This is a genomic window from Methylobacterium sp. CB376 (assembly GCF_029714205.1).
In the GTDB taxonomy this organism is placed as follows: domain Bacteria; phylum Pseudomonadota; class Alphaproteobacteria; order Rhizobiales; family Beijerinckiaceae; genus Methylobacterium.
Genome location: NZ_CP121648.1, coordinates 2166532 through 2184879, shown reverse-complemented (window position 1 = coordinate 2184879; position 18348 = coordinate 2166532). Strand labels below are relative to the sequence as shown.

The following is an 18348-nucleotide window of genomic DNA, read 5'->3' as shown; positions in this document are numbered from 1 at the left end:
CGGCTCAGGCCCTCAGGGGAAAGTTCGGCTTGGCCTCGGCGAAGCCGTCCGGGGCGATCACCTTGACGTCGCCGCCCTGGACCTGCGTGTTGAGGGGCAGCGCGCTGGCGTTCTGGCCGCCGGCGAAGCGCGACTGGCCGTAGGGCATCACGCCGCTGCCGAAGCTCTGCGTGGCCAGCGCCTCGATGATCCGGGCGCGGTCGGGGGCGCCGGCCTTCTCGATCGCCTCGGCCATCAGCCGCACGGCCGAGTAGTTCATCGGCACGTTGTAGGCGAAGGCGCGGCCGGCCGCCTCGGTCCGTCGGCGCAGTTCGGCCGCGGCCGGGTTCTTCGGATCGGGCCAGTGGTTGCAATCCATCACCCCCTCGGCGGCCTGAGGGAACTCCTTGACGAAGCGGAGGCTCGACGCGCCGCCGCCGAGGATGGCGTAGATGCCCTTGGGGCGGACGCGCTGCTGCTGCAGGGTGCGGGCGAGGAGAACGAACTCGCCGTAGTAGTTCGACGGAACGACGAGGTCGGGCTGCAGCGAGCGGATGCGCAGCACGACGTTGGCCATGTCGCGGGCCGGAGTCGGATGGGCGATCGTCTCCAGGATCTCGAAGCCGCGCTTGGGCAGCTCGGCCTGGAGCAGCTTGGCGAGGCCCGAGCCGAACAGCCCGTCCTCGTGCACGATCACCACCGTGCGGGCGGGCTTGCCGGCCCCGTCATTGAGGGCGACGAGGCGCTCCAGGGCGCTCGTCGTGACCATGCTGAAGCTCGGGGAGAACCGGAAGGTGTTCCTGAGGCCGCGCTGCGTGAGCGAATCGGCGACGCCGACATCGATCAGGTAGGGCAGGTCGTAGCGGGCCGCCGCCTGGCTGGCGGTGGCGCACAGGCCGCTGCCGAAGCCGCCCACGATCGCGGCGACGCCCTCGCCCGCGAGGCGCTCGGCCTCCTGGGCGGCGGCTTCCGGGTTCGAGCGGTTGTCGGCGATCACCGCCTCGATCCGGGCGCCGCCCAGCGCCTTGAGGCCGCCCGCGGCGTTGAGGTCTGCCACCGCGAGTTCCGCCCCGAGGCGGCCGAGGTCGCCGTCGCCGGCGAGCGCCCCGGTGAGCGGCTGGAGGATGCCGATCTTCACCGGCGCGGGCTCGGCCCGCAGCACCGCCGGCATCGCGAGGAGCGAGGCGGCGGCCGCGCCGCCCGTGAGCACGCGGCGGCGGTTCGGGACGCGATCGGACGCGATCATCGGGCGGGTCTCCTCTGCGCGGCGGCGCGGGCAGGTCTGGGTGGGGGTGGCGCGGCGGGCGCCCAGTGCCGCTCGCCCGCCTCGCCGGTGCGCACGAGGTCCATGCGCAGGGCGTAGCGGTCGGGCCGGTAGAGGGCGTGCAGGTGCTCGACGCCGCGTCCCTGCGGGTCGTAGACGACGCGGGTGAGGTCGATGACGGGGGCGCCGAGGCCGAGGTCCAGCGCCTCCGCGGCCTCGGGCCCGGCGAGCGTCGCGGTGATGGCCTGCGTGGCGCGCGCGGCGGCGACGCCCGAGCGCTCCATCAGCTCGAGGAGCGGCGTGGTGACGAGGTCGGCCTCCGAGTAGGACAGGCCGATCCGCTCGGGCACGTGCGTGGTGAGGTACGAGAACGGCTTGCCGTCGATCAGGCGCACCCGAACGGAGCGCTGCACCCGCTCGCCCGGCGCCAGCACCAGCGCCTCGGCGATCGCCGCCGGGGCCGGCTCGTAGCCGAAGGACAGCAGCCGCACGCCGGTCGCGCGGCCCATCTGGATCAGGCCCGAGAGCAGGTTCGGCAGATCGGCGACCACGGGCCGCGCCGCGCCCTCCTGGCGCACGAAGGTGCCCGATCCCGCGCGCCGCTCCACCAGCCCCTCGCTCGACAGGAGGTCGAGGGCGCGGCGCACCGTCGCCCGCGACAGGCCGTGCTCGGCCGCGAGCGCCGGCTCGCCGGGCAGTCGCGCGCCGTTCGGCAGGCGGCCCCCGGCGATGCGCTCGCGCAGGAGCAGGTAGAGCCTGCGCGCCTTGTGCGGTTCGATGGCCGCCGCCATGCGGAACTCCCTGGCTCACGCCTTGCCGGGCCGAGAGCGGGTCAGTCATCTGTACGGTTATGCGAACAGCTTCCTGTCTGTCAATTCGGACAGGCACGGTTCCGCTCTCCAGGGGCCGCGCCCCGTGGAGCGGCGTTGCCGAGGCGGAGCGAGAGATCGGGCCTGCAGCCGCGCGCTGCAGGGCACGGCTGCAGGCCCGATCTCTCGCGAGGGTGGTCACCGACGGTGACCGGTGCGGATCGGCTTGCTCGCACGAACCCCGAACCCGGGAATCCCGATCACCAGGCGGACGGTGAGCCTTCGGCGTGAACCGCCCCGGATCTCCCGGAGACTCCGCTTGTCGGGAGGACCGCGCCGTGGCGCCGCATAAGCCACTCTTCTTCGGGAGGAGCCACGCGAGCGATCTGGCGCGAGCGATCTGGATGGTCCGAGAGCGCCAGGGCGATCGCGACCGAACCCTGGAGACCCGGCTCGGCACGCTTGAGCTGAAGGTGCCCAAGCTCAGGAGCGGCCCCTCCGCCTTTCCGCCGTTCCTGGAGCCCCGGCGCACGATCGAGAAGGCGCTCACCGCCGTGATCCAGGAGGCCTGGATCTCAGGCGTGTCCACCCGCCGGGTGGAGGACCTGGTGCAGGCCATGGGCATGAGCGGCCTCTCCAAGAGCCAGGTCTCCAAGCTGGGCAAGGAGATCGACGAGCGCGTCATACGCCATCCGGTTGATTGCTTCGCCATCTCCCATTCCCAGAGCCCAGCAATCCCGCGTCGCCACAGCCATCCGCGAGGTCTTCGTCCAGCCGACACAGGACAAGGCGCGCGAGTTATGGCGCGCCATTGCCGCCTCTGCTCACAGCAGCCTGCCGAAGCTGGCCCGGGCGATGGAAGGGCGTGGTCGGCATCTTCCCCAACGAAGCCTCGATCGTCCGGCTGATCGGTGCCGTGCTGATCGAGGCCAACGACGAGTGGTCGCTCCAGCACCGCTATCTCGGCCTGGAGCCCCTGAACGGTCTCGCCTCCGGCGCCGACGACGCGCCAAGCCTGCTTGCTCCACCCGCCGAGCCGGTTCACCTTCCACCCGCGGCGGCCTGACCGATCCCACCGGTGGCCCTCCTCCAATTGCCACCACTCCGGTGGACGCGACCCAGATCCGCCGTTATCGCGGCCGACTGCTCGTGACCCAAAGCGGCCCCTCGCAGCATCTGTCTGGAATGTCCGGTTGTGAGGGTTGTCCGGACATATGATTTCCTGACACGCTTCCCTGACATCCACCGCCACGCGGAGCTTTCGCATCAGGTTCGTAAGCGTGCGGCTAGCTGGCTCACCCCTCCATGTGACAGCAGGGCGAGATCCACGGGACCGACTCCCGCGAGGACGCGCTGCCGGAGAAGGCCGGCCAGCAGCGCCCAGCAGTGGGTGAGCACGACCTGGAGGCGTGGAACGCCTGTCGCCGCCTCGCCCGGCGGAAAGTTGCCGCCTGTCCAGCGACCGCCGGAACTGACCCCCGGATATGCGGCCTGTATTACCCCGGCCGGGGGACGGGCTCGCGGAATGATAAACTAAGCAATAGATGGCACGTGCGGTCAAGCGTTGCCATGGACGAACCGCACAAAACTCACTTGTGCTAAACCCACTTCTCTGCTTCCCTGCCTGCAATCATGCGCCTGAGCTAAATACTCAGGCTGCGCCGACCTGATTGCCTCCGCGCGTTCTTCGGATGGCGGGAGCGCCGGCGCTGAACCAGGGAGGTGCGCCGGTGCCGCTGAACCTGACGCAGAAGCTCGTCCGCTCGCACCTCGTCGATGGCCGCCCCGACCCGGGCGAGGAGATCGAGATCGCGGGCATCGCCGCCGCGCTGCAGGCGGGCCGCGAAATCGTCGCCATCGTCGGGGGCAAGCGGCAGATCCAGCTTCGCCACGACCTGTCGCGGCGCCAGACCGAACTGCTGCTGAAGGGCGGCGTTATCAACTGGCTGCGCGAGCGGCTCGGCGCCGGTTCCGCGCAGCACGTCGCCTGACCCTTCCCCCAGAGCCGGTCGAACCGCGATGCCGACACACGATTCCGCCCCCTCCAGCGGCCCCCTGACGGGCCTGCGCATCCTCGAACTCGGCCATTTCGTCGCCGCCCCGTTCGGGTCGCGGCTGCTCGCCGACCTCGGGGCTGACGTGATCAAGGTCGAGGCGCCCGGCGGAGACCCGGTGCGCCAGTGGGGACGGCAGGTCGAGGGCGCGGGCGCGCCCTGGACCTCGATGCACCAGCGCAACAAGCGCAGCCTCGTGCTGAACCTCAAGGATCCGCGCGCGGTCGAGGTCGTGCTGCGCCTCGTGCGTACCTGCGACGCGGTGATCGAGAACTTCCGCCCCGGCCAGCTCGCCAAGATGGGCCTTGGCCGCGAGGCGATGGAGGCCGCGCGGCCCGGCATCGTGGTCGCCAGCATCTCCGGCTACGGGCAGGACGGGCTCTACCGCGACCGCGCCGCCTTCGGGGTGATCGGCGAGGCGATCGGGGGCCTGCGCTACCTCACCAACCACCCGCCCTCCGTCTCGGACCTGCCGCCCGTGCGCGTCGGCGTCTCGATCGGCGATTCGATCGCCGGGCTCTACGCGGCCTTCGGCATCGTGGCGGCCCTGTGGGCGCGCGACCGGAAGGAGGGCGGGGACGGGCGCGGCCGTGCCATCGACGTGGCGCTGACCGAATCCGTGCTCTCGATGATGGAGGGCATGCTGCCCGAATACGGCGTATTCGGCTCGGTGCGGCATCCGACGGGTGCGCGCATCGCCACCGCCTCCCCCTCCTCCGCCTACCCGACCGCGGACGGCAAGTGGATTCTGATCGCCGGCAATTCCGAGCCGATCTTCGCCCGCCTGACCGCCCTGATGGGGCAGCCCGAACTGGCGCAGGATCCGCGCTTCATCGGCAACGGCAAGCGCGTGGCGAACGTCGAGGACCTCGACCGGATGATCGGCGCTTGGAGCGCCACGCATTCCGCTGCCGACCTGGAGCGGATGCTGGCCGAGGCCGACGTGCCCTCGACCATCGCCTACACCGCCGCCGAGATTGCCGCCGACCCGCAGTTCCGCGCCCGCGGCATGGTGCAGGAGGTCGAGGACCCGCAATTCGGCACGGTGCTGCACGCGGGCATCGTGCCGCACGTGCCCGACGATCCGGGCCGCATCCGCTGGCCCGGCCCCCGCGCGGGGGAGCACACCGACGCGATCCTGCGCGATGTGGCCGGGCTCGACGCCGACGCGATCGGGAAGCTGCGCGAGGACGGAGTGGCGGCATGACGCACGACGTGGTGGAGATCGTCGAGGTCGGGCCGCGCGACGGCTACCAGGGCATCGGCCCCTTCATCCCGACAGAGCGCAAGATCGAGATCCTCGGACGCCTCGTCGCCGCGGGTCTCCGGCGCATAGAGATCGGTTCCTTCGTGAGCGCGACGGCGCTGCCGCAGATGCGCGACACGCCGGAGGTGCTCGCCGCCTGCGCGCGCTTCCCCGGCCTCGAACCCCAGGTGCTGGTGCCGAGCGAGCGGCGCGGGCGCGACGCGGTAGCGGCCGGCGCGCGCCGCCTCGTCTTCGTGCTCTCGGTGTCCGAGGCGCACAACCGCAACAACGTCCGGCGCTCGCCCGGGGAATCGGCTGACGAGTACGACCGCCTGCTGCGAGCGATCCCCGGCGAGGTCGCGATCCGCCTCGACCTCGCGACCGCCTTCGACTGTCCCTTCGAGGGCCGCGTCCCGGAGGAGAAGGCGCTGGCGCTGCTCGACCGCTTGGTCGCGCTCAAGCCCGACGCCGAGATCTGCCTGTGCGACACGACGGGACGCGCCGACCCGGCGCATGTCGGGCGGCTGTTCGCGCGGGCCAAAGCTCGCTTCCCCCAGGCGAAGGCCTGGGCGCTGCACGCGCACGACACCTACGGGCTCGGGCTCGCCAACGTGCACGCGGCCTACCGCGAGGACGTGCGGGTCTTCGACGCCTCCTTCGCGGGCCTCGGCGGCTGCCCCTTCGCGCCCGGCGCCACCGGCAACGTTGCGACCGAGGACCTCGCCTGGATGTTCGCCCGGATGGGCGTCGGGACCGGGATCGACCTCGACGCGCTCGTCGCGGTGGCACGCGAGGGAGCGGCACTGCCGGGCGGCCTCGCCGGCGGGCGGGTGCGCGACGCCTACGGCGCCGGCACGGCCTGCCTCGCGCAGGCTGTCACCTGAGGCGAGACGGGGGCGCAGCGCAGCGAGACGAGGGAGGAACATATGGCAGCCGGCGATGCGGTCCTGCGCGAGGACGCCTCCGCTCCCTGGTACGCGGGCCTGACGGCGCGACATTGGCGCATCCTCTGGGGCAGCTACCTCGGCTGGATCTTCGACGGCTATGAGGCGGTGGCGCTGGTCTACGCGCTCCGCCCGGCGCTGAACTCCATCCTCACGCCCGAGCAGGCGCAGGCGCCCGCCTTCTACGTCGGCGCGGCGATCGGCATCACGCTGCTCGGCTGGGGGATCGGCGGCATGCTGGGCGGCATCGCGGCGGATTACATCGGCCGCAAGCGCATGATGATGCTCTCCATCCTCGGCTACGCCATCTTCACGGGGCTGACCGCCTTCGCCGGGAGCTTCGCGCAGCTCGCGCTCTTGCGCTTCATCACCGGCCTGGCGATCGGCTCGGAATGGAGCACCGGCATCGCGCTCGTCGCCGAGACCTGGCCGAACCGGGCGCGGCCGAAGGGCTGCGGCTTCCTGCAATCGGGCTTCGGCGGCGGCGCGGTGCTGGCGGCGATCGTCTGGGCGGTGCTGGCGGCGACCAACCCGCTCGGCTCCGAGAGCTGGCGCATCATGTTCGCGCTCGGCGCGCTGCCGGCCTTCGTCTGCCTCTACCTGCGCCGCGCGCTGGAGGAATCCGAGCGCTGGATGACGGCGCTCAAGGAGCAGCGCTGGGCCGCCACGACGGAGGACGCGCAGAGCGGCCGCGTGCACAAGACAGCGCAGCGCCCCTTCACGCTCACCGAGATCTTCCGCGAGCCGGAGAGCCGGCGGCGCGTGCTGCTGGCCACCGTGATGTCCTTCGCCACGACGGTGGGCTGGTGGGCGGTATCGTCCTGGCTGCCGGCCTACACCGAGGCGCTGGCCAAGGCGGCGGGCGAGCCCGCCAACGTCTGGGGCCCGCGCATGGGCATCATCTACAACATCGGGGCGATCGCCGCCTACCTGGTCTCGGGCTTCCTCGCCGACGCGATCGGGCGGCGCAAATTCCTGATCCTGACCTATGCGGGCTGCCTCGCGACCTCGGTGCTCGCCTATGTGTGGACCGGCGGTCTGACCACCTTCATGGTCATCGCCTTCCTGAACGGGGTCTTCACGCTCGGCTTCTCGTTCAGCTGGATGGCGATCTACCTCGTGGAGCTGTTCACGCCGGCCGTGCGGGCGACCGCCGCGAGCTTCGTGTTCAACGGCGCCCGCCTGATCGCCTGGATCTTCCCGATCATCGCCGGCCAGATCGTCACCTCGTTCGGCGGCGTGGCGCGGGCGGCGCTGATCATGAGCAGCGTCTACGTGCTCGGGCTGATCGTGCCCTGGTTCATGCCCGAGACCACCGGCAGGCCGCTGCCGGAATAGCTTCTGGACAGCCGCCGCAGGTGGCGGACGCGCGTGCGAGCCTCTTCCCGCGGCTCGCCATCGTGCGGTGGCGAGGCAGAACGGAGGGTAGATCGACCTTCCGGAGGTGACGCCGCTCGTCACTCAGGATCAGCGGCTCGCCGTGCGCTGGCCGTCCTGCGGAACTCGGGTCGTTGCCCCGGTGCCGCAAGTGGCGGCCGGCACGCCGTTCGGCCCGCGGTTGCACGCGGTGGCGACCTCCCTGAAGACCTTCCAGGCTCTGTCCTCCGAGCGCCTGCAAGCCGCGCTGGCTGACCTGTTCGGGCTGACCCTGAGCCAGGGTGGGCTGATGAACGGGCTCGCGGCGGGCGCAGGGCCGGTTCGTGGAGGGCCGTGAGGCTGCGGTCTCGGCGCTGCGCCGAGCTGAGGTGGTGGCCTCGGACGAGACCGGCATGCGCATCGAGGGCAGCAACGCGTATCACGGGGTCTTCCGCTCGGACGAGGCGGTCGTTCATCACGCCGCCCCGACGCGCGCCGGGCGCGCCTGGCGCGTCACCGGGCGCAGGATGTCGACGCGGGGAATGTCCTGCAGCGGCCCGAGATTGGCCTGTGGCCGCGAGGTGCAGCCGCCGATCAGCAGCACCGGCACCCGCGCCAGCGCCGCGTTGGCGATGCCGGTGACGCAGTTGGTGACGCCGGGTCCCGCCGTCGCCATGCAGACGCCGAGTTCGCCGGTGAGTTCGGCGTGGGCGTGGGCCATGTGCACGGCCGCGCCCTCGTCGCGCACGTCGACGATGCGGATGCCGAGCCGGGCGGCGTGGTCCCAGATCGGTTGGATGTGGCCACCCTGGAGGCCGTAGATCCGTGCGACCCCGCGCGCCTCGAGGAATCGCGCGATCCAGGCCGCGCAGGAATGCGCGTCCGCATTGAGGTCCACGACGGTGCGCGCGGGCTGACCCATGCTCGTCCTCCCGGGTGTCGAGGTCGGGGCCCATGCGGGCGCCCGCGTGGGATAGCGCCGGTCGCCGCGCGGCGCAGGTCCGTGCCGGACGGCGACCCCGCGTGCCGAGCTCAGCCGATGTCGCCAGCGTATTTCTGCACCAGCGCCCAGGCGTCGGCACCGAACTTCTCGCGCCACTGGCTGTAGAATTTCGTGCTCTTCAGGGCCGCCTGGAAGGCTGCCGGGTCTACGGTGTTGAAGACGAGGGCTTTTCATTCCAGCCCCTTCTGCAGGTCGACGTTGGCCTTGGCGATGTCATCGCGCTCCTTGAGCGCCGCCTGGTTCAGCTGCGACGGGGAGCGGGCGGACCGGCTCTCGCAGCAGCACATCGCGCGCCGCCACGGTGTTCGTCGCCCGCCTGCAGGCGCAAGAGGATGCCGCGGCCGCCGAGGCCCGCAGCCGCCGCGTGCGTCGCTGAGGTGCCGTCTCAGGCGAGCCATGCCACGAGCAGCGAGACCGTGAGCACCGAGGCGATGTGCGACAGCAGGATCGCGCCGGAGGTCACGCCTGCCTCCAGCCCGTAGAGCTTGGCCAGCGTGAAGGGCCCCGATCCGATCGGCAGCGCACTGAGTAGCACGGCGGCGCGGGCCCAGAGCGAAGGCATCTCGAACACGTGGAAGACCAGGAGCGCTGTGACGGCGGGTTGCAGCAGAAGCTTCAAACCGACGAGGGCGGCGATCGGTCGGACGTCGGCGAGCACGACCCGCTCCTGGGCCAGGAACAGCCCAATGCAGATGAGCGCGCAGGGCGAGGCCGCCCCGCCGAGGAGCGAGGCGAAGCGTTCGACCGGCGCCGGGACGCTTACCCCCGTGAGACCAACCGCGAGGCCGGCGAGAGGCGCGATCAACAGAGGATTGCGCACGAGCGCGAGTACGACCTTGCGCGCCGTGCCGGCCCGGCCGGCGCCCTTCTGAAGGTCGAGTTCGATCAGCACGACCGCGAACAGGAACAGCACGCAGGCGGTGAAGAGCGTCGCGATCACCGCCGCCGGCAGGCTTGCCGACCCGAAGACCAGCAGGCAGAGCGGGATGCCCATGAAGCCGACGTTGCTGTAGCCGGCATCCAGGCCCTCGATGCAGGCCTGGGCCATGCCCGCGCCCCTAAGGATCCCAAGGATGTAGGCCGCGGCGAAGGCCGCTACGATCCCGCCCAGGAAGGCCACGGAGAACCCGACCTGAGCGACCTGCTCGGGGGTGATCTTCGCCATGGCGCCGAATATCAGGGCCGGAAGCGCGAGATAGATCGCGAACCGGTTCAGGCTGTCGGTCGCGGCCGGCCCGAACAGGGCGGTGCGGCCGCACAGGAAGCCCGTCAGGATAAGGGCGAAGATCGGAAGGGCTGCGTTGAGGACGGCCTGCATCGTGTCACGCGGATGAGAGAGCCCTTGAACACGAAGCCGGGCATCCCGCTCTGATGCAAATTCAGGCCCGCGGCAAGATCAGGAAACTGGAACGCGATCGTCGGGACCCGGACGCTTAGGTCGGGTCCTCCTTCATCAGGGCTCAACCACACTAGGGGACTCCTGAGGCTGCAGCTTTACTGACTTGCAGACAAATCGCATTATCCAGTTTTATCGGCTGCATGTATTGGCGTGTAGATGGCGTCGAATACTTCGAATGAACGTACCGTCGATCGAGAGGCGCAGCACGGGACTGAGCACAGAGCTCATCATGCCGAATGAGGGGCGGGTGGGCCTTGCCGCGCAACAGCGGCGTTGGATGAGAGGGCAAATACTCTGTTTGATCGGACACTGCCGCACGCTCGCCCGCGACCACGAATCCACTTTGAAATCTGCGCTCGCGTACTTCGTCCTTGCCGCTGCCAATTTTCTTGACGCGCGCCTCGAGACAGAGGTCTGAGATGGATTGAGGCCGGAGGCATTATAGCCGATCGTGTCCCCTGGCGTGGTGTAGCTTGGGCGTGGCCACCCCGATCACCGGCCGGGGCCGGATCGATCAGGCTGCCAGGGTGGGCAGGCTGACGAGGGGATCATCGCCGATTGGGGCGATGCTTTCCAGGGTCATGGAGAAACTCGGGACGCAGCCGACGCGGTACTCCACACCATGACGCCCGAAGAAAAATCTTCCGCGCGGGGTCGCGCGCGCCGATTTAAATCCGAGCGCCGTGCGACAAAAGAGAAGAGCCTTCCTCACGGTGAGTCATAGGGCGACGCTGCAAGCATCATCGCTGAGTTCTTCAACAGCATCGGTCGCGAGCGGCCCCTCACGGCGGGTATCAAGCGTCAGATTTGAACCGCGAGGCAGGCTCTCGGCGGGCGCGAGGCCGAGGCATGCGGGCAGCGCTGCGGTCATGCAGTAGGATTGTAGGCGGCTGTCGGGCGGCCCCACTGCCCGACCCACAGGATGCGCGCCCTGGGCATGGCGTGCAGCGGGACAGCCCACCTGCCTTGGCGGGCGCCCCGAGGGACCCGACGAGACCCGGGGGAGGCTCGGCGATGCCTCCCTGCCTGTCAGCCACGCAGGTCAAGGCAGGGCTCGGGCATGACGGCAGGCGTGAGCGCGGCGGATGCTGCGGCGTCAGCCACGGAGCGGGCATGACGGTCGGGCACGGCGGCAGTGCGAGCGGCAGGCGCGACGTCAGCCGCCGGGGATCCTGCAGCGCTCCCCTCACCCTCCTGTGGATGAGCACGGCTCTGCATGCGGGGAGCGCTCGGGGAGCGCTGCGAAATGGGTGAGACCCGAAATCTGAGCTAAGTGGTGGTGCCGCAAGAGGGATTCGAACCCCCGACCCTCTCATTACGAAAAAGCACTTTCGGCTCATGTTCGCGCATCGTTTGCGCTCCGTGCGCGACACGTTCCGCGCTCTGCGCCACGAAAGTGCTTTTTCGCGCAGCGTCACAGGTTCACGTGAACCTGTGAGCGCATCATCGTCGGGGCGGAGAACTCTCGGGCTGCAACAGCAGGAGAAACCTGCCGCAGCAGCACGACACCACAAAGCAAGACCCCTTCAGGTTGGCGCCTGAAGGGGTCTCAAGCCCGCGAGGGGCTGGATAGGTGTAGCGACCAAATGATCCTCCCTCGGTTTCACGGACACCTCTGATACGCTCTGGCGGAGCGGGGAAGGTGTCGGATGGCGAAGACGAGACGGGAGTTCACGCCCGAGTTCAAACGCGAAGCGGTCGCCCTGCTGGAGAGCAGCGGCCGGCCGCAGATGCAGATCGCGGCCGAGCTCGGGATCCAGCCCTCGATGTTGCGGCAGTGGCGTGCAACGCTGAACGGGGCACCGCCCCGACCGCGGCCGGCAGGATCGACCGGGGCCTTGCCATCAAGCCCGATCGCCTCGCCGTCCGATCAGGCCGCCGAGATTGCCCGTCTGCGGCGTGAGCTCGACCGCACGCGCATGGAGCGCGACGTCCTAAAAAAAGCCATCGGCATCTTCGCGGAGATGCCCACGTGACCTACGCCTTCATCGAGCAGCATGCGCGGACCTGGCCGGTGCGTCTCATGTGCCGCGTGCTCGACGTCTCCCCCAGCGGCTTTTACGGGTGGCGGTCACGGCCTGAGAGCGCCCGCTCGGCCTCCAACCGCCAGCTCCTGGACGATGTCCGGCGCATCCATGCCGCCCACCACCGGCGCTATGGTGCCCCACGCGTGCATGCCGCCCTGCGGGCCGAGGGCCGTTCAGCCAGCCGCGGGCGGGTGGAGCGTCTCATGCGCCGGCACGGCATCCGTGCCCTGGCGGGGCGTCGGTTCCGGCCCTGCACGACCGACAGCCGTCACGATCTCCCCATCGCCCGGAACCTCCTGAGGCAGGACTTCTCGGCCGCGCGGCCGAACACGGTTTGGCTGGCCGACATCACCTACCTGCCGACCGGCGAGGGCTGGCTCTACTTGGCTGCCGTCCTCGATCTGGCCACGCGCAAGATCGTCGGCTGGTCGATGCGCGATCATATGCGCACCGAGCTGAGCGTGGCTGCGCTGATGATGGCCGCCCAGCGGCAGCGACCGGCCGCCGGGCTTATCTGCCACTCGGATCACGGCAGCCAGCTTGGGTTCAAGCGGTCGTCGCAACACCATCTTGCACGGCAGCCAGCACAGCGTCGAGCGCCTCTGCCGGCGTCTTCCAGTTCAGCGTCTTGCGCGGTCTGCTGTTGAGGGCTGCGGCCACAGCAGCAAGATCGTTCGCGCTGTGGGCGCTCAGATCCGTTCCTTTCGGGAAGTACTGTCGCAGTAACCCGTTCGTATTCTCGTTCGTCCCCCGCTGCCAGGGTGAGCGTGGATCGCAGAAGTAGACCTGCAGACCCGCGTCGATCCGCAAGCGCGCGTGCTCGGCCATCTCGGTACCCTGGTCCCAGGTCAACGAGCGCCGCAGCTGCTCGGGCAAGCGCGCGATCGTGCCGGCGATCGCCTCGCGCACCGCCTGGGCCCCGTGCCCCGCCAGCGCCGGGCCGTTCTTCGCACGCGGTGTCACCCCATGGCCGTCCATCGGCGGAAGATGCAGCAGCATCGTAAAGCGCGTCGTGCGCTCGACCAGGGTCCCGATCGCCGAACTCTTCAGACCCAGGATCAGATCTCCTTCCCAGTGCCCCGGCACCGCGCGGTCCTCCACCTCGGGCGGACGCTCGCTGATGAGCACCTCGGGGGTGACGAACGACCTGCCTCGGCCCAGGCTGCGGGCCCGCGGCACACGCAAAGCCCGTCCTGTGCGAAGACACGCGGTCAGCTCACGCTTCAGCGCGCCCCGGCCCTGGATGTAGAGCGCCTGATAGATCGCCTCGTGACTGATGCGCATCGTGTATCGCCCGGAAAGTCGAGCCGTAGGCGCTCGGCGATCTGCTGCGGACTCCAGGATCGACCCCATCGCCGGCTCTGGCGTCGCCCGTGCCGCCGTCCCTTCCAGGCAACGCTAGGGCCAGGCAGAGCGCTCCCGCCCGGTGTCGCGACAGTTCCGGCGAGCCGCTCCTGCACGTACGTCCGCAGCGCTGCGTTCCCCGCCAGTTTTGCTGGCTTGGGCCGGCGTGCCGCGCGTTCAGCGTGCCACTGCGCGGTCGTGGCGCGATAGTCCAGGCCGCCACTGCGGGTCGCCGCATTGCGGCGCAATTCCCGCGAGATGGTCGACGCCGCCCGTCCCAGACGCCGAGCGACGTCCCGGACCCCGTGACCTTGCGCTTGTAGGATCGCGATCTCCTCCCGCTCAGCCAACGACAGGTAGCGCGCAGAAGGCGACTTGGATGATGGTGACAGGTGGGAAGGTGCCATTCCGCCTGCTGTCCGGAACCACCGCGAGCCGACCGGTGGCGAGATCCCGAGCTTCATCGCTGCGACCTCGCTGGAGAGACCCTGCGCGAGGAACGCCCAGAACCCCCGCCGCGTCTCGCGCAGACCGACCCCGGGACGACCCGGTGACCGCAGCTTCTCGCGAAGTGCCCGATCCGAACGCCGCCGACCTGCCATCACAACCGCCCTCCGCCAAGCCGTTGCGACGACCACTTGAATCCACCCACTACGCGGCCGAGGCCTACCGGAGGCAGCTCGCCGGCATGGCGGCCAGGCCGTCCATGAGCCGGACGGCCTGCTGCTACGGTAATGCCCCGATGGAGAGCTTCTTCCACACCCTCAAGGTCGAGCTCGTCCATCAGCGACGATGGGCGACCCGGGATGAGGCGCGCCGCGACCTGTTCGCTTACATCGAGGGCTACTACAATCGGCAGCGCATCCACTCGGCACTCGGTTATCTCACGCCCGAGCAAGCCGAACGGACCGCGAGCTAAACTCCCCGTGTCCGCGAAATCAGGGGAGGATCAGGTTAATCCCGCTGCGCTGCATGCACTACTAAGACACGGCTCCGCTCCCATGTGGGGCAACAGCACGCTCAGTCTCTCAGCCGTCTGCGCCCGAACTGATCGGCGGACCATGGAAGGGAAATGGTGATGAAATCATCCGGATTGCAGGCAGCTGGCGTGGCGGGCCGCTGAGAGTACGGGGTCTCCGGCCCAAGCCGGAGGACGGGGTGCTCGATGACAGGATGCGATACGGTCAGCATTCCCCGACCGTCTCCATCGCGCCGATGATCGTTCCTGGCCAGAGGCGGTGCGATGGACGGCCGGTCTTCAGGCTAGCCGGGCCACCGTCTTGCGGGCACGGCCATGTACTGGCGGCATGCTCGCGAGGGTATACCCTAACAGTCGAAGCTGAGTTTTAGCCGCCCGGCTTGAAACGTAGGATCCGCCCCTGGTCCTCGTCGGTCAGAAGGTAGAGAAGGCCATCCCGTCCTTGGGCAACATGCCGGATGCGTGCGTCCATCGGGATGCGCTCCTCCCCAGTGACACGTGCCCCGGCGAGCGTCAGACGGATCAAGGCCTGTGAAGCCAGTCCAGCCAGCAGCAGGTTTCCATGCCAGGCCGGAAACGCAGCCCCCGTGTAGAACGTCATCCCAGAGAACGAGACCGATGGTGTCCAGTGATAAATGGCGTCCGTCAGGTCAGGCCGGGTCGGCGGCCGCGGGATCACGCGCCCATCCGTGTGATCACCCCAGCTCACTAAGGGCCAACCGTAGTTGCCGCCCGGCTTGGGAATGTTGATTTCATCTCCGCCGGTCGGCCCGAACTCCCCCGCCCAGAGGACGCCTGTACCCGGCTGGACGGCGAGGCCCTCGATGTTTCGATGGCCGTAGGACCAGATCTCTGGCCGAACTCCTGCACGATGCACGAATGGGTTGTCGGCCGGCACGGAGCCGTCCCGGTTGACGCGGACGAGCTTGCCCATGTGGGTGGAGAGATCCTGAGCCGAGTCAGGCTCGTCACGGTCTCCTGTCGAGATGAAGAGCTTGCTGTCGGGCGTGAAGGCGAGGCGCGATCCGAAGTGATCCTCGATCGGCGAGGCCGGCTGCTGCCGAAAGATGACCTCGAAGCCCTCCAAAGTCGTACCGGTCGTGCTGAGCCGCCCACGTCCTGCCGCCGTGGCCAAGCCGCCCCCACGCGGCTCGACATACGTAAGGTAAACGAGCTGGTTCTCAGAGAAATTGGGATCGAGTGCTACGTCCAAAAACTGAATGGACGGCTGCGGCGTCTTGGCGATCGGAGGTGAGATCTCCCCTTCGGCCGAGACGATGCGCAGGCGCCCCGGCTTTTCGGTGACCAACATGCGTCCATCCGGCAGGAAGGCGAGACCCCAGGGATGGTTGAGACCGCCCGCGACGGTTTCGACGATGATCTCGGCCTTCTCTGTTCTGAGGCGCTGCGCTGGTTGACCCGCAACAGGGAGGGAAGTCACCACGAGCGTGGCAGTGGCGAGAAGGATAGATCGCATTAGGGCGCTTCTCCGGCCGGCACCTCAACCCGCAACGCTGGCGCTCGGAGCCGTGCGCTGGCTGGTGCGCGACCAGGATCGCGAGGACACCCAACTCGCGGCCCAGGGCCCGCCGCCCTCGCAGGACTGAGCGGCCGGCCCCGTCAGCGGGGGCCGGCCTCGGTGTAGCGCCAGCCCTCAATCGTACGCGTCGAAGGCCGGGCCGTAGCCGTAGCCAACCGGTCGTGGTCCGAACCGGCGCGGCCCATAGAAGCCGTCCCGCTCGACCACGACCTCGCGAACGATGCGCCGGGGCCGGTACACGACCGGGCGCTCGACCACGACCTTACGGACAACACGGTGGGGGCGGATCACTGGCCGCTCCACGATCACCTCCCGCACGACGCGCCGAGGTGGGGCAACAACCTGCCGCTCGACGATGGTCCGGCGCGTTACGACGGTCTCGGGCGCGTCGAACTCGCCATAGCCATACCCCATGGCCTGAGCAGACGCGATGCCCAGGAGCACCCCGCTTCCGAGCACGGCGGCACTCAGAGTAGTCCGTACACACTTGTTCATTGTCCTACCTCACGCATGGACGCAGCTGCCAAGTGCGGTCCGCGCGAGAAACTCCGGACCCGTCCGTTTGGACGAGTGTTGCGGTGATTTTGCCCAAGTGCGTTCCCCCTTGCTGAGAGCGGGAGCTACAACCAAGGCCGCCTATCATGCCGAACGCCGTGGCAAGCTTGAGCGGTGCGTCCTCGCCGAGATCGCGACGGAGCCCCTAATCCGGCCGAGTAGGCTCTACGGCTGCAATTCGCGACACATGTTAATCGTTGAGCTGTAGGGCTTATGACGTATGTTAATATCTATCTACATGGGATGTGGTCAGTTGCAAGCCTGAAACATCGTATCGTTAGTACGTTCACGGCGCCTTCACGCCATTATTATGCCGCCCTGGGCGCTCAAGCCTGCCACTGGGCAACTTTCGTGACGAACATGGCTGCTACAGTTTCGCGCCTCCTCCTGGCTCCGATCCACGCCATCCAGGTGCTCACCGGGGCAAAATCTTTCCGAAGCAATCCGATCCTCGGCAGTGCTTCCTTGAACCGCCGCGGGCTGCACGTCTGGCGCGTCAACACGGCCACCGCCCTCACGGCGCGGAGACGACGGCGCCTGGCCTCGCTGGTGAGCGCGGAGGACCAGCGGCAGCTCGATGAGCAGGGCTACCTCGAGGTGCGCGACTTCCTCGAACCGGGGCACTTCGCCGACCTCGTGCAGGAGGTCACCTCGGTCGCACTCCCCGCCAGACAGTTTCGCGAGGGAGACGCCGTCACGCGACGCGTCCCGCTGACCCTGGCAACCCTGCGCCAACTCCCGGCCTGCCGGCGGCTCCTCGAAATGCCCGGCTTCCAGGGTCGGCTGCGCTACGTGGCGAGCTTCGACGTGGAGCCGGAGGTTTATATCCAGACGATCTTCTCCCAGCTCGACGGCTCACAAGCCGATCCACAGCTCGACCTCCACATGGACACGTTTCATCCAACCATGAAGGCGTGGCTGTTCCTGCACGACGTGCCGGAGGATGAGGGTCCCTTCACCTATGTGCGCGGCTCGGCCACCCGCTCGAAGCGGCGCCTTGCCTGGGAGCGGCGCAAGAGCGTGGAGGCCTGTGATCCAACCAAGGCGGGAGGGGGCGGCGCATTCCGGATCCGCCCGGAGGAGCTGCCCCGTCTGGGCCTCTCGGCCCCCGTCAAGTTCGCGGTCCCGGGCAACACCCTGGTGGTGGGCGACACGTGCGGCTTCCACGCCCGGGGCGCAACGGTCCGTCCAGGCGTCCGCATCGAGATCTACGCCGCCAACCGCCGCAACCCGTTCCTGCCCTTCGTCGGGCTCGATCCGTGGTCTCTACCTCTCCTCCGGCGCCGCAAGATCCCCCTGTTCTGGAGCTTGCTGGCGCTGGGGGGCGGGTCGGCGTCATTCGGAGCCAGTGGCGGAACGGCGGTCGAGTTCGCGCCGGCGACCCGGTTCTGCCAGTGGTCGATCTGTCCATCCCTGATGGGATGGTGGGCTGGGGAGAGGGGATGGCTTCGCCTGTGTGGGGCGAAGCCTGACAGACCTGACGGGCCGGAGCCGCCGTACGAGCCGGTCACGGAGCAATGGACGAAACCCTGTCGGGGAGGCCGCGGTCAGGCGGTCGGCCTTTACTCGCCGCTTCACCTCCGAGGAGGTCTGACGCGGAGCGAGCCGGGGGGCCATCGATCAGCGACCCGGCTGTCCGTGGGGTCGGGGCGACCCAGTCCCACTCCTGCGGCCCGGAGGCCGCTTGCTGGCCGGTGCCGTCCGGCTTGTTGCGCGGTCGCCCGGACCTGACCTGGTTAGTCACCCGGACCACGGCTCCATAGGGGAGCGGGCTATAGCGGGGCCATACTTGTTCTCTTTCTGTTCGTCAAGCTGAGTTGCCGCTCTTCCGCCGGCGCGTGCCCATGAT

14 protein-coding genes and 5 pseudogenes are annotated in these 18348 nt (G+C 69.0%); 11 read left to right on the top strand and 8 right to left on the bottom strand.

Going from position 1 to position 18348, the window contains the following annotated elements; genetic code table 11:
- Nucleotides 1-4 precede the first annotated feature (4 nt).
- Nucleotides 5-1225, bottom strand: a complete 1221-nt coding sequence (locus tag QA634_RS09790; RefSeq protein ID WP_012331805.1) for an ABC transporter substrate-binding protein — start codon at nucleotides 1223-1225, stop codon at nucleotides 5-7.
- Nucleotides 1222-2034 carry a GntR family transcriptional regulator gene (locus QA634_RS09785; RefSeq protein ID WP_012331804.1) on the bottom strand — a complete coding sequence of 271 codons (813 nt, stop codon included), beginning with the start codon at nucleotides 2032-2034 and terminating at the stop codon, nucleotides 1222-1224. The genes QA634_RS09790 and QA634_RS09785 overlap by 4 nt, the downstream gene beginning before the upstream one ends.
- A 434-nt stretch (nucleotides 2035-2468) precedes the next feature.
- Here QA634_RS09785 and QA634_RS09780 point away from each other — a divergent pair.
- From QA634_RS09780 to QA634_RS09750, 7 genes and pseudogenes are all read left to right on the top strand, one after another.
- A pseudogene (locus QA634_RS09780) lies at nucleotides 2469-2735 on the top strand (transposase); the annotation flags it as partial.
- A gap of 182 nt (nucleotides 2736-2917) precedes the next feature.
- Entirely contained in the window at nucleotides 2918-3118 is a 201-nt protein-coding gene (locus tag QA634_RS09775; RefSeq protein ID WP_043701033.1) for a transposase, read from the top strand.
- Between the two features lie 664 nt (nucleotides 3119-3782).
- On the top strand, nucleotides 3783-4043 hold the full coding sequence (locus QA634_RS09770; protein WP_236728742.1) for a hypothetical protein: 261 nt from the start codon (nucleotides 3783-3785) through the stop codon (nucleotides 4041-4043).
- 28 nt (nucleotides 4044-4071) lie between these two features.
- The gene (locus QA634_RS09765) at nucleotides 4072-5313 is read left to right on the top strand and encodes a CaiB/BaiF CoA transferase family protein (protein WP_012331802.1); all 1242 of its coding nucleotides are present in this window, start codon (nucleotides 4072-4074) and stop codon (nucleotides 5311-5313) included.
- Nucleotides 5310-6236, top strand: coding sequence for a hydroxymethylglutaryl-CoA lyase (locus QA634_RS09760; protein WP_012331801.1), 927 nt, complete (start codon nucleotides 5310-5312; stop codon nucleotides 6234-6236). Before QA634_RS09765 ends, QA634_RS09760 begins: the two co-directional genes overlap by 4 nt.
- Nucleotides 6237-6278: 42 nt before the next feature.
- Nucleotides 6279-7634 carry an MFS transporter gene (locus QA634_RS09755; RefSeq protein WP_012331800.1) on the top strand — a complete coding sequence of 452 codons (1356 nt, stop codon included), beginning with the start codon at nucleotides 6279-6281 and terminating at the stop codon, nucleotides 7632-7634.
- 91 nt (nucleotides 7635-7725) lie between these two features.
- Nucleotides 7726-8146 (top strand): annotated as a pseudogene (locus tag QA634_RS09750) (IS66 family transposase); the annotation flags it as partial.
- Here QA634_RS09750 and QA634_RS09745 read toward each other — a convergent pair.
- Both QA634_RS09745 and QA634_RS09740 read right to left on the bottom strand, forming a co-directional pair.
- Entirely contained in the window at nucleotides 8128-8574 is a 447-nt protein-coding gene (locus QA634_RS09745; protein ID WP_012331799.1) for a thiamine pyrophosphate-binding protein, read from the bottom strand. The pseudogene QA634_RS09750 and the gene QA634_RS09745 overlap by 19 nt on opposite strands.
- Nucleotides 8575-9040: 466 nt before the next feature.
- Nucleotides 9041-9973 (bottom strand): AEC family transporter, encoded by a 933-nt coding sequence (locus QA634_RS09740; RefSeq protein WP_012331798.1) that lies wholly within the window; start codon nucleotides 9971-9973, stop codon nucleotides 9041-9043.
- Nucleotides 9974-10229: 256 nt separating this feature from the next.
- Here QA634_RS09740 and QA634_RS09735 point away from each other — a divergent pair, with 256 nt between their 5' ends.
- Complete coding sequence (locus tag QA634_RS09735) at nucleotides 10230-10472, top strand: hypothetical protein (protein WP_018261800.1); 243 nt, start codon at nucleotides 10230-10232, stop codon at nucleotides 10470-10472.
- Nucleotides 10473-10772: 300 nt separating this feature from the next.
- Here QA634_RS09735 and QA634_RS09730 read toward each other — a convergent pair whose 3' ends face one another.
- Nucleotides 10773-10925 (bottom strand): hypothetical protein, encoded by a 153-nt coding sequence (locus tag QA634_RS09730; protein WP_168169148.1) that lies wholly within the window; start codon nucleotides 10923-10925, stop codon nucleotides 10773-10775.
- 778 nt (nucleotides 10926-11703) lie between these two features.
- Here QA634_RS09730 and QA634_RS09725 point away from each other — a divergent pair.
- Nucleotides 11704-12620: pseudogene (locus QA634_RS09725) on the top strand (IS3 family transposase); the annotation flags it as partial.
- A gap of 7 nt (nucleotides 12621-12627) precedes the next feature.
- Here the strand turns inward: QA634_RS09725 and QA634_RS09720 are convergent.
- Nucleotides 12628-14027 (bottom strand): annotated as a pseudogene (locus tag QA634_RS09720) (IS30-like element ISMtsp4 family transposase).
- A gap of 47 nt (nucleotides 14028-14074) precedes the next feature.
- On the opposite strand from QA634_RS09720, the pseudogene QA634_RS09715 reads away from it, so the two are divergent.
- Nucleotides 14075-14344: pseudogene (locus QA634_RS09715) on the top strand (IS3 family transposase); the annotation flags it as partial.
- Between the two features lie 427 nt (nucleotides 14345-14771).
- Here QA634_RS09715 and QA634_RS09710 read toward each other — a convergent pair.
- Nucleotides 14772-15881: a PQQ-dependent sugar dehydrogenase gene (locus QA634_RS09710; RefSeq protein WP_012331795.1), complete on the bottom strand. Its 1110-nt coding sequence runs from the start codon at nucleotides 15879-15881 to the stop codon at nucleotides 14772-14774.
- Between the two features lie 177 nt (nucleotides 15882-16058).
- Nucleotides 16059-16439, bottom strand: a complete 381-nt coding sequence (locus QA634_RS09705) for a hypothetical protein (protein ID WP_036270426.1) — start codon at nucleotides 16437-16439, stop codon at nucleotides 16059-16061.
- A gap of 420 nt (nucleotides 16440-16859) precedes the next feature.
- On the opposite strand from QA634_RS09705, the gene QA634_RS09700 reads away from it, so the two are divergent.
- Nucleotides 16860-18230 (top strand): phytanoyl-CoA dioxygenase family protein, encoded by a 1371-nt coding sequence (locus QA634_RS09700; RefSeq protein ID WP_012331793.1) that lies wholly within the window; start codon nucleotides 16860-16862, stop codon nucleotides 18228-18230.
- Nucleotides 18231-18348: the final 118 nt, after the last annotated feature.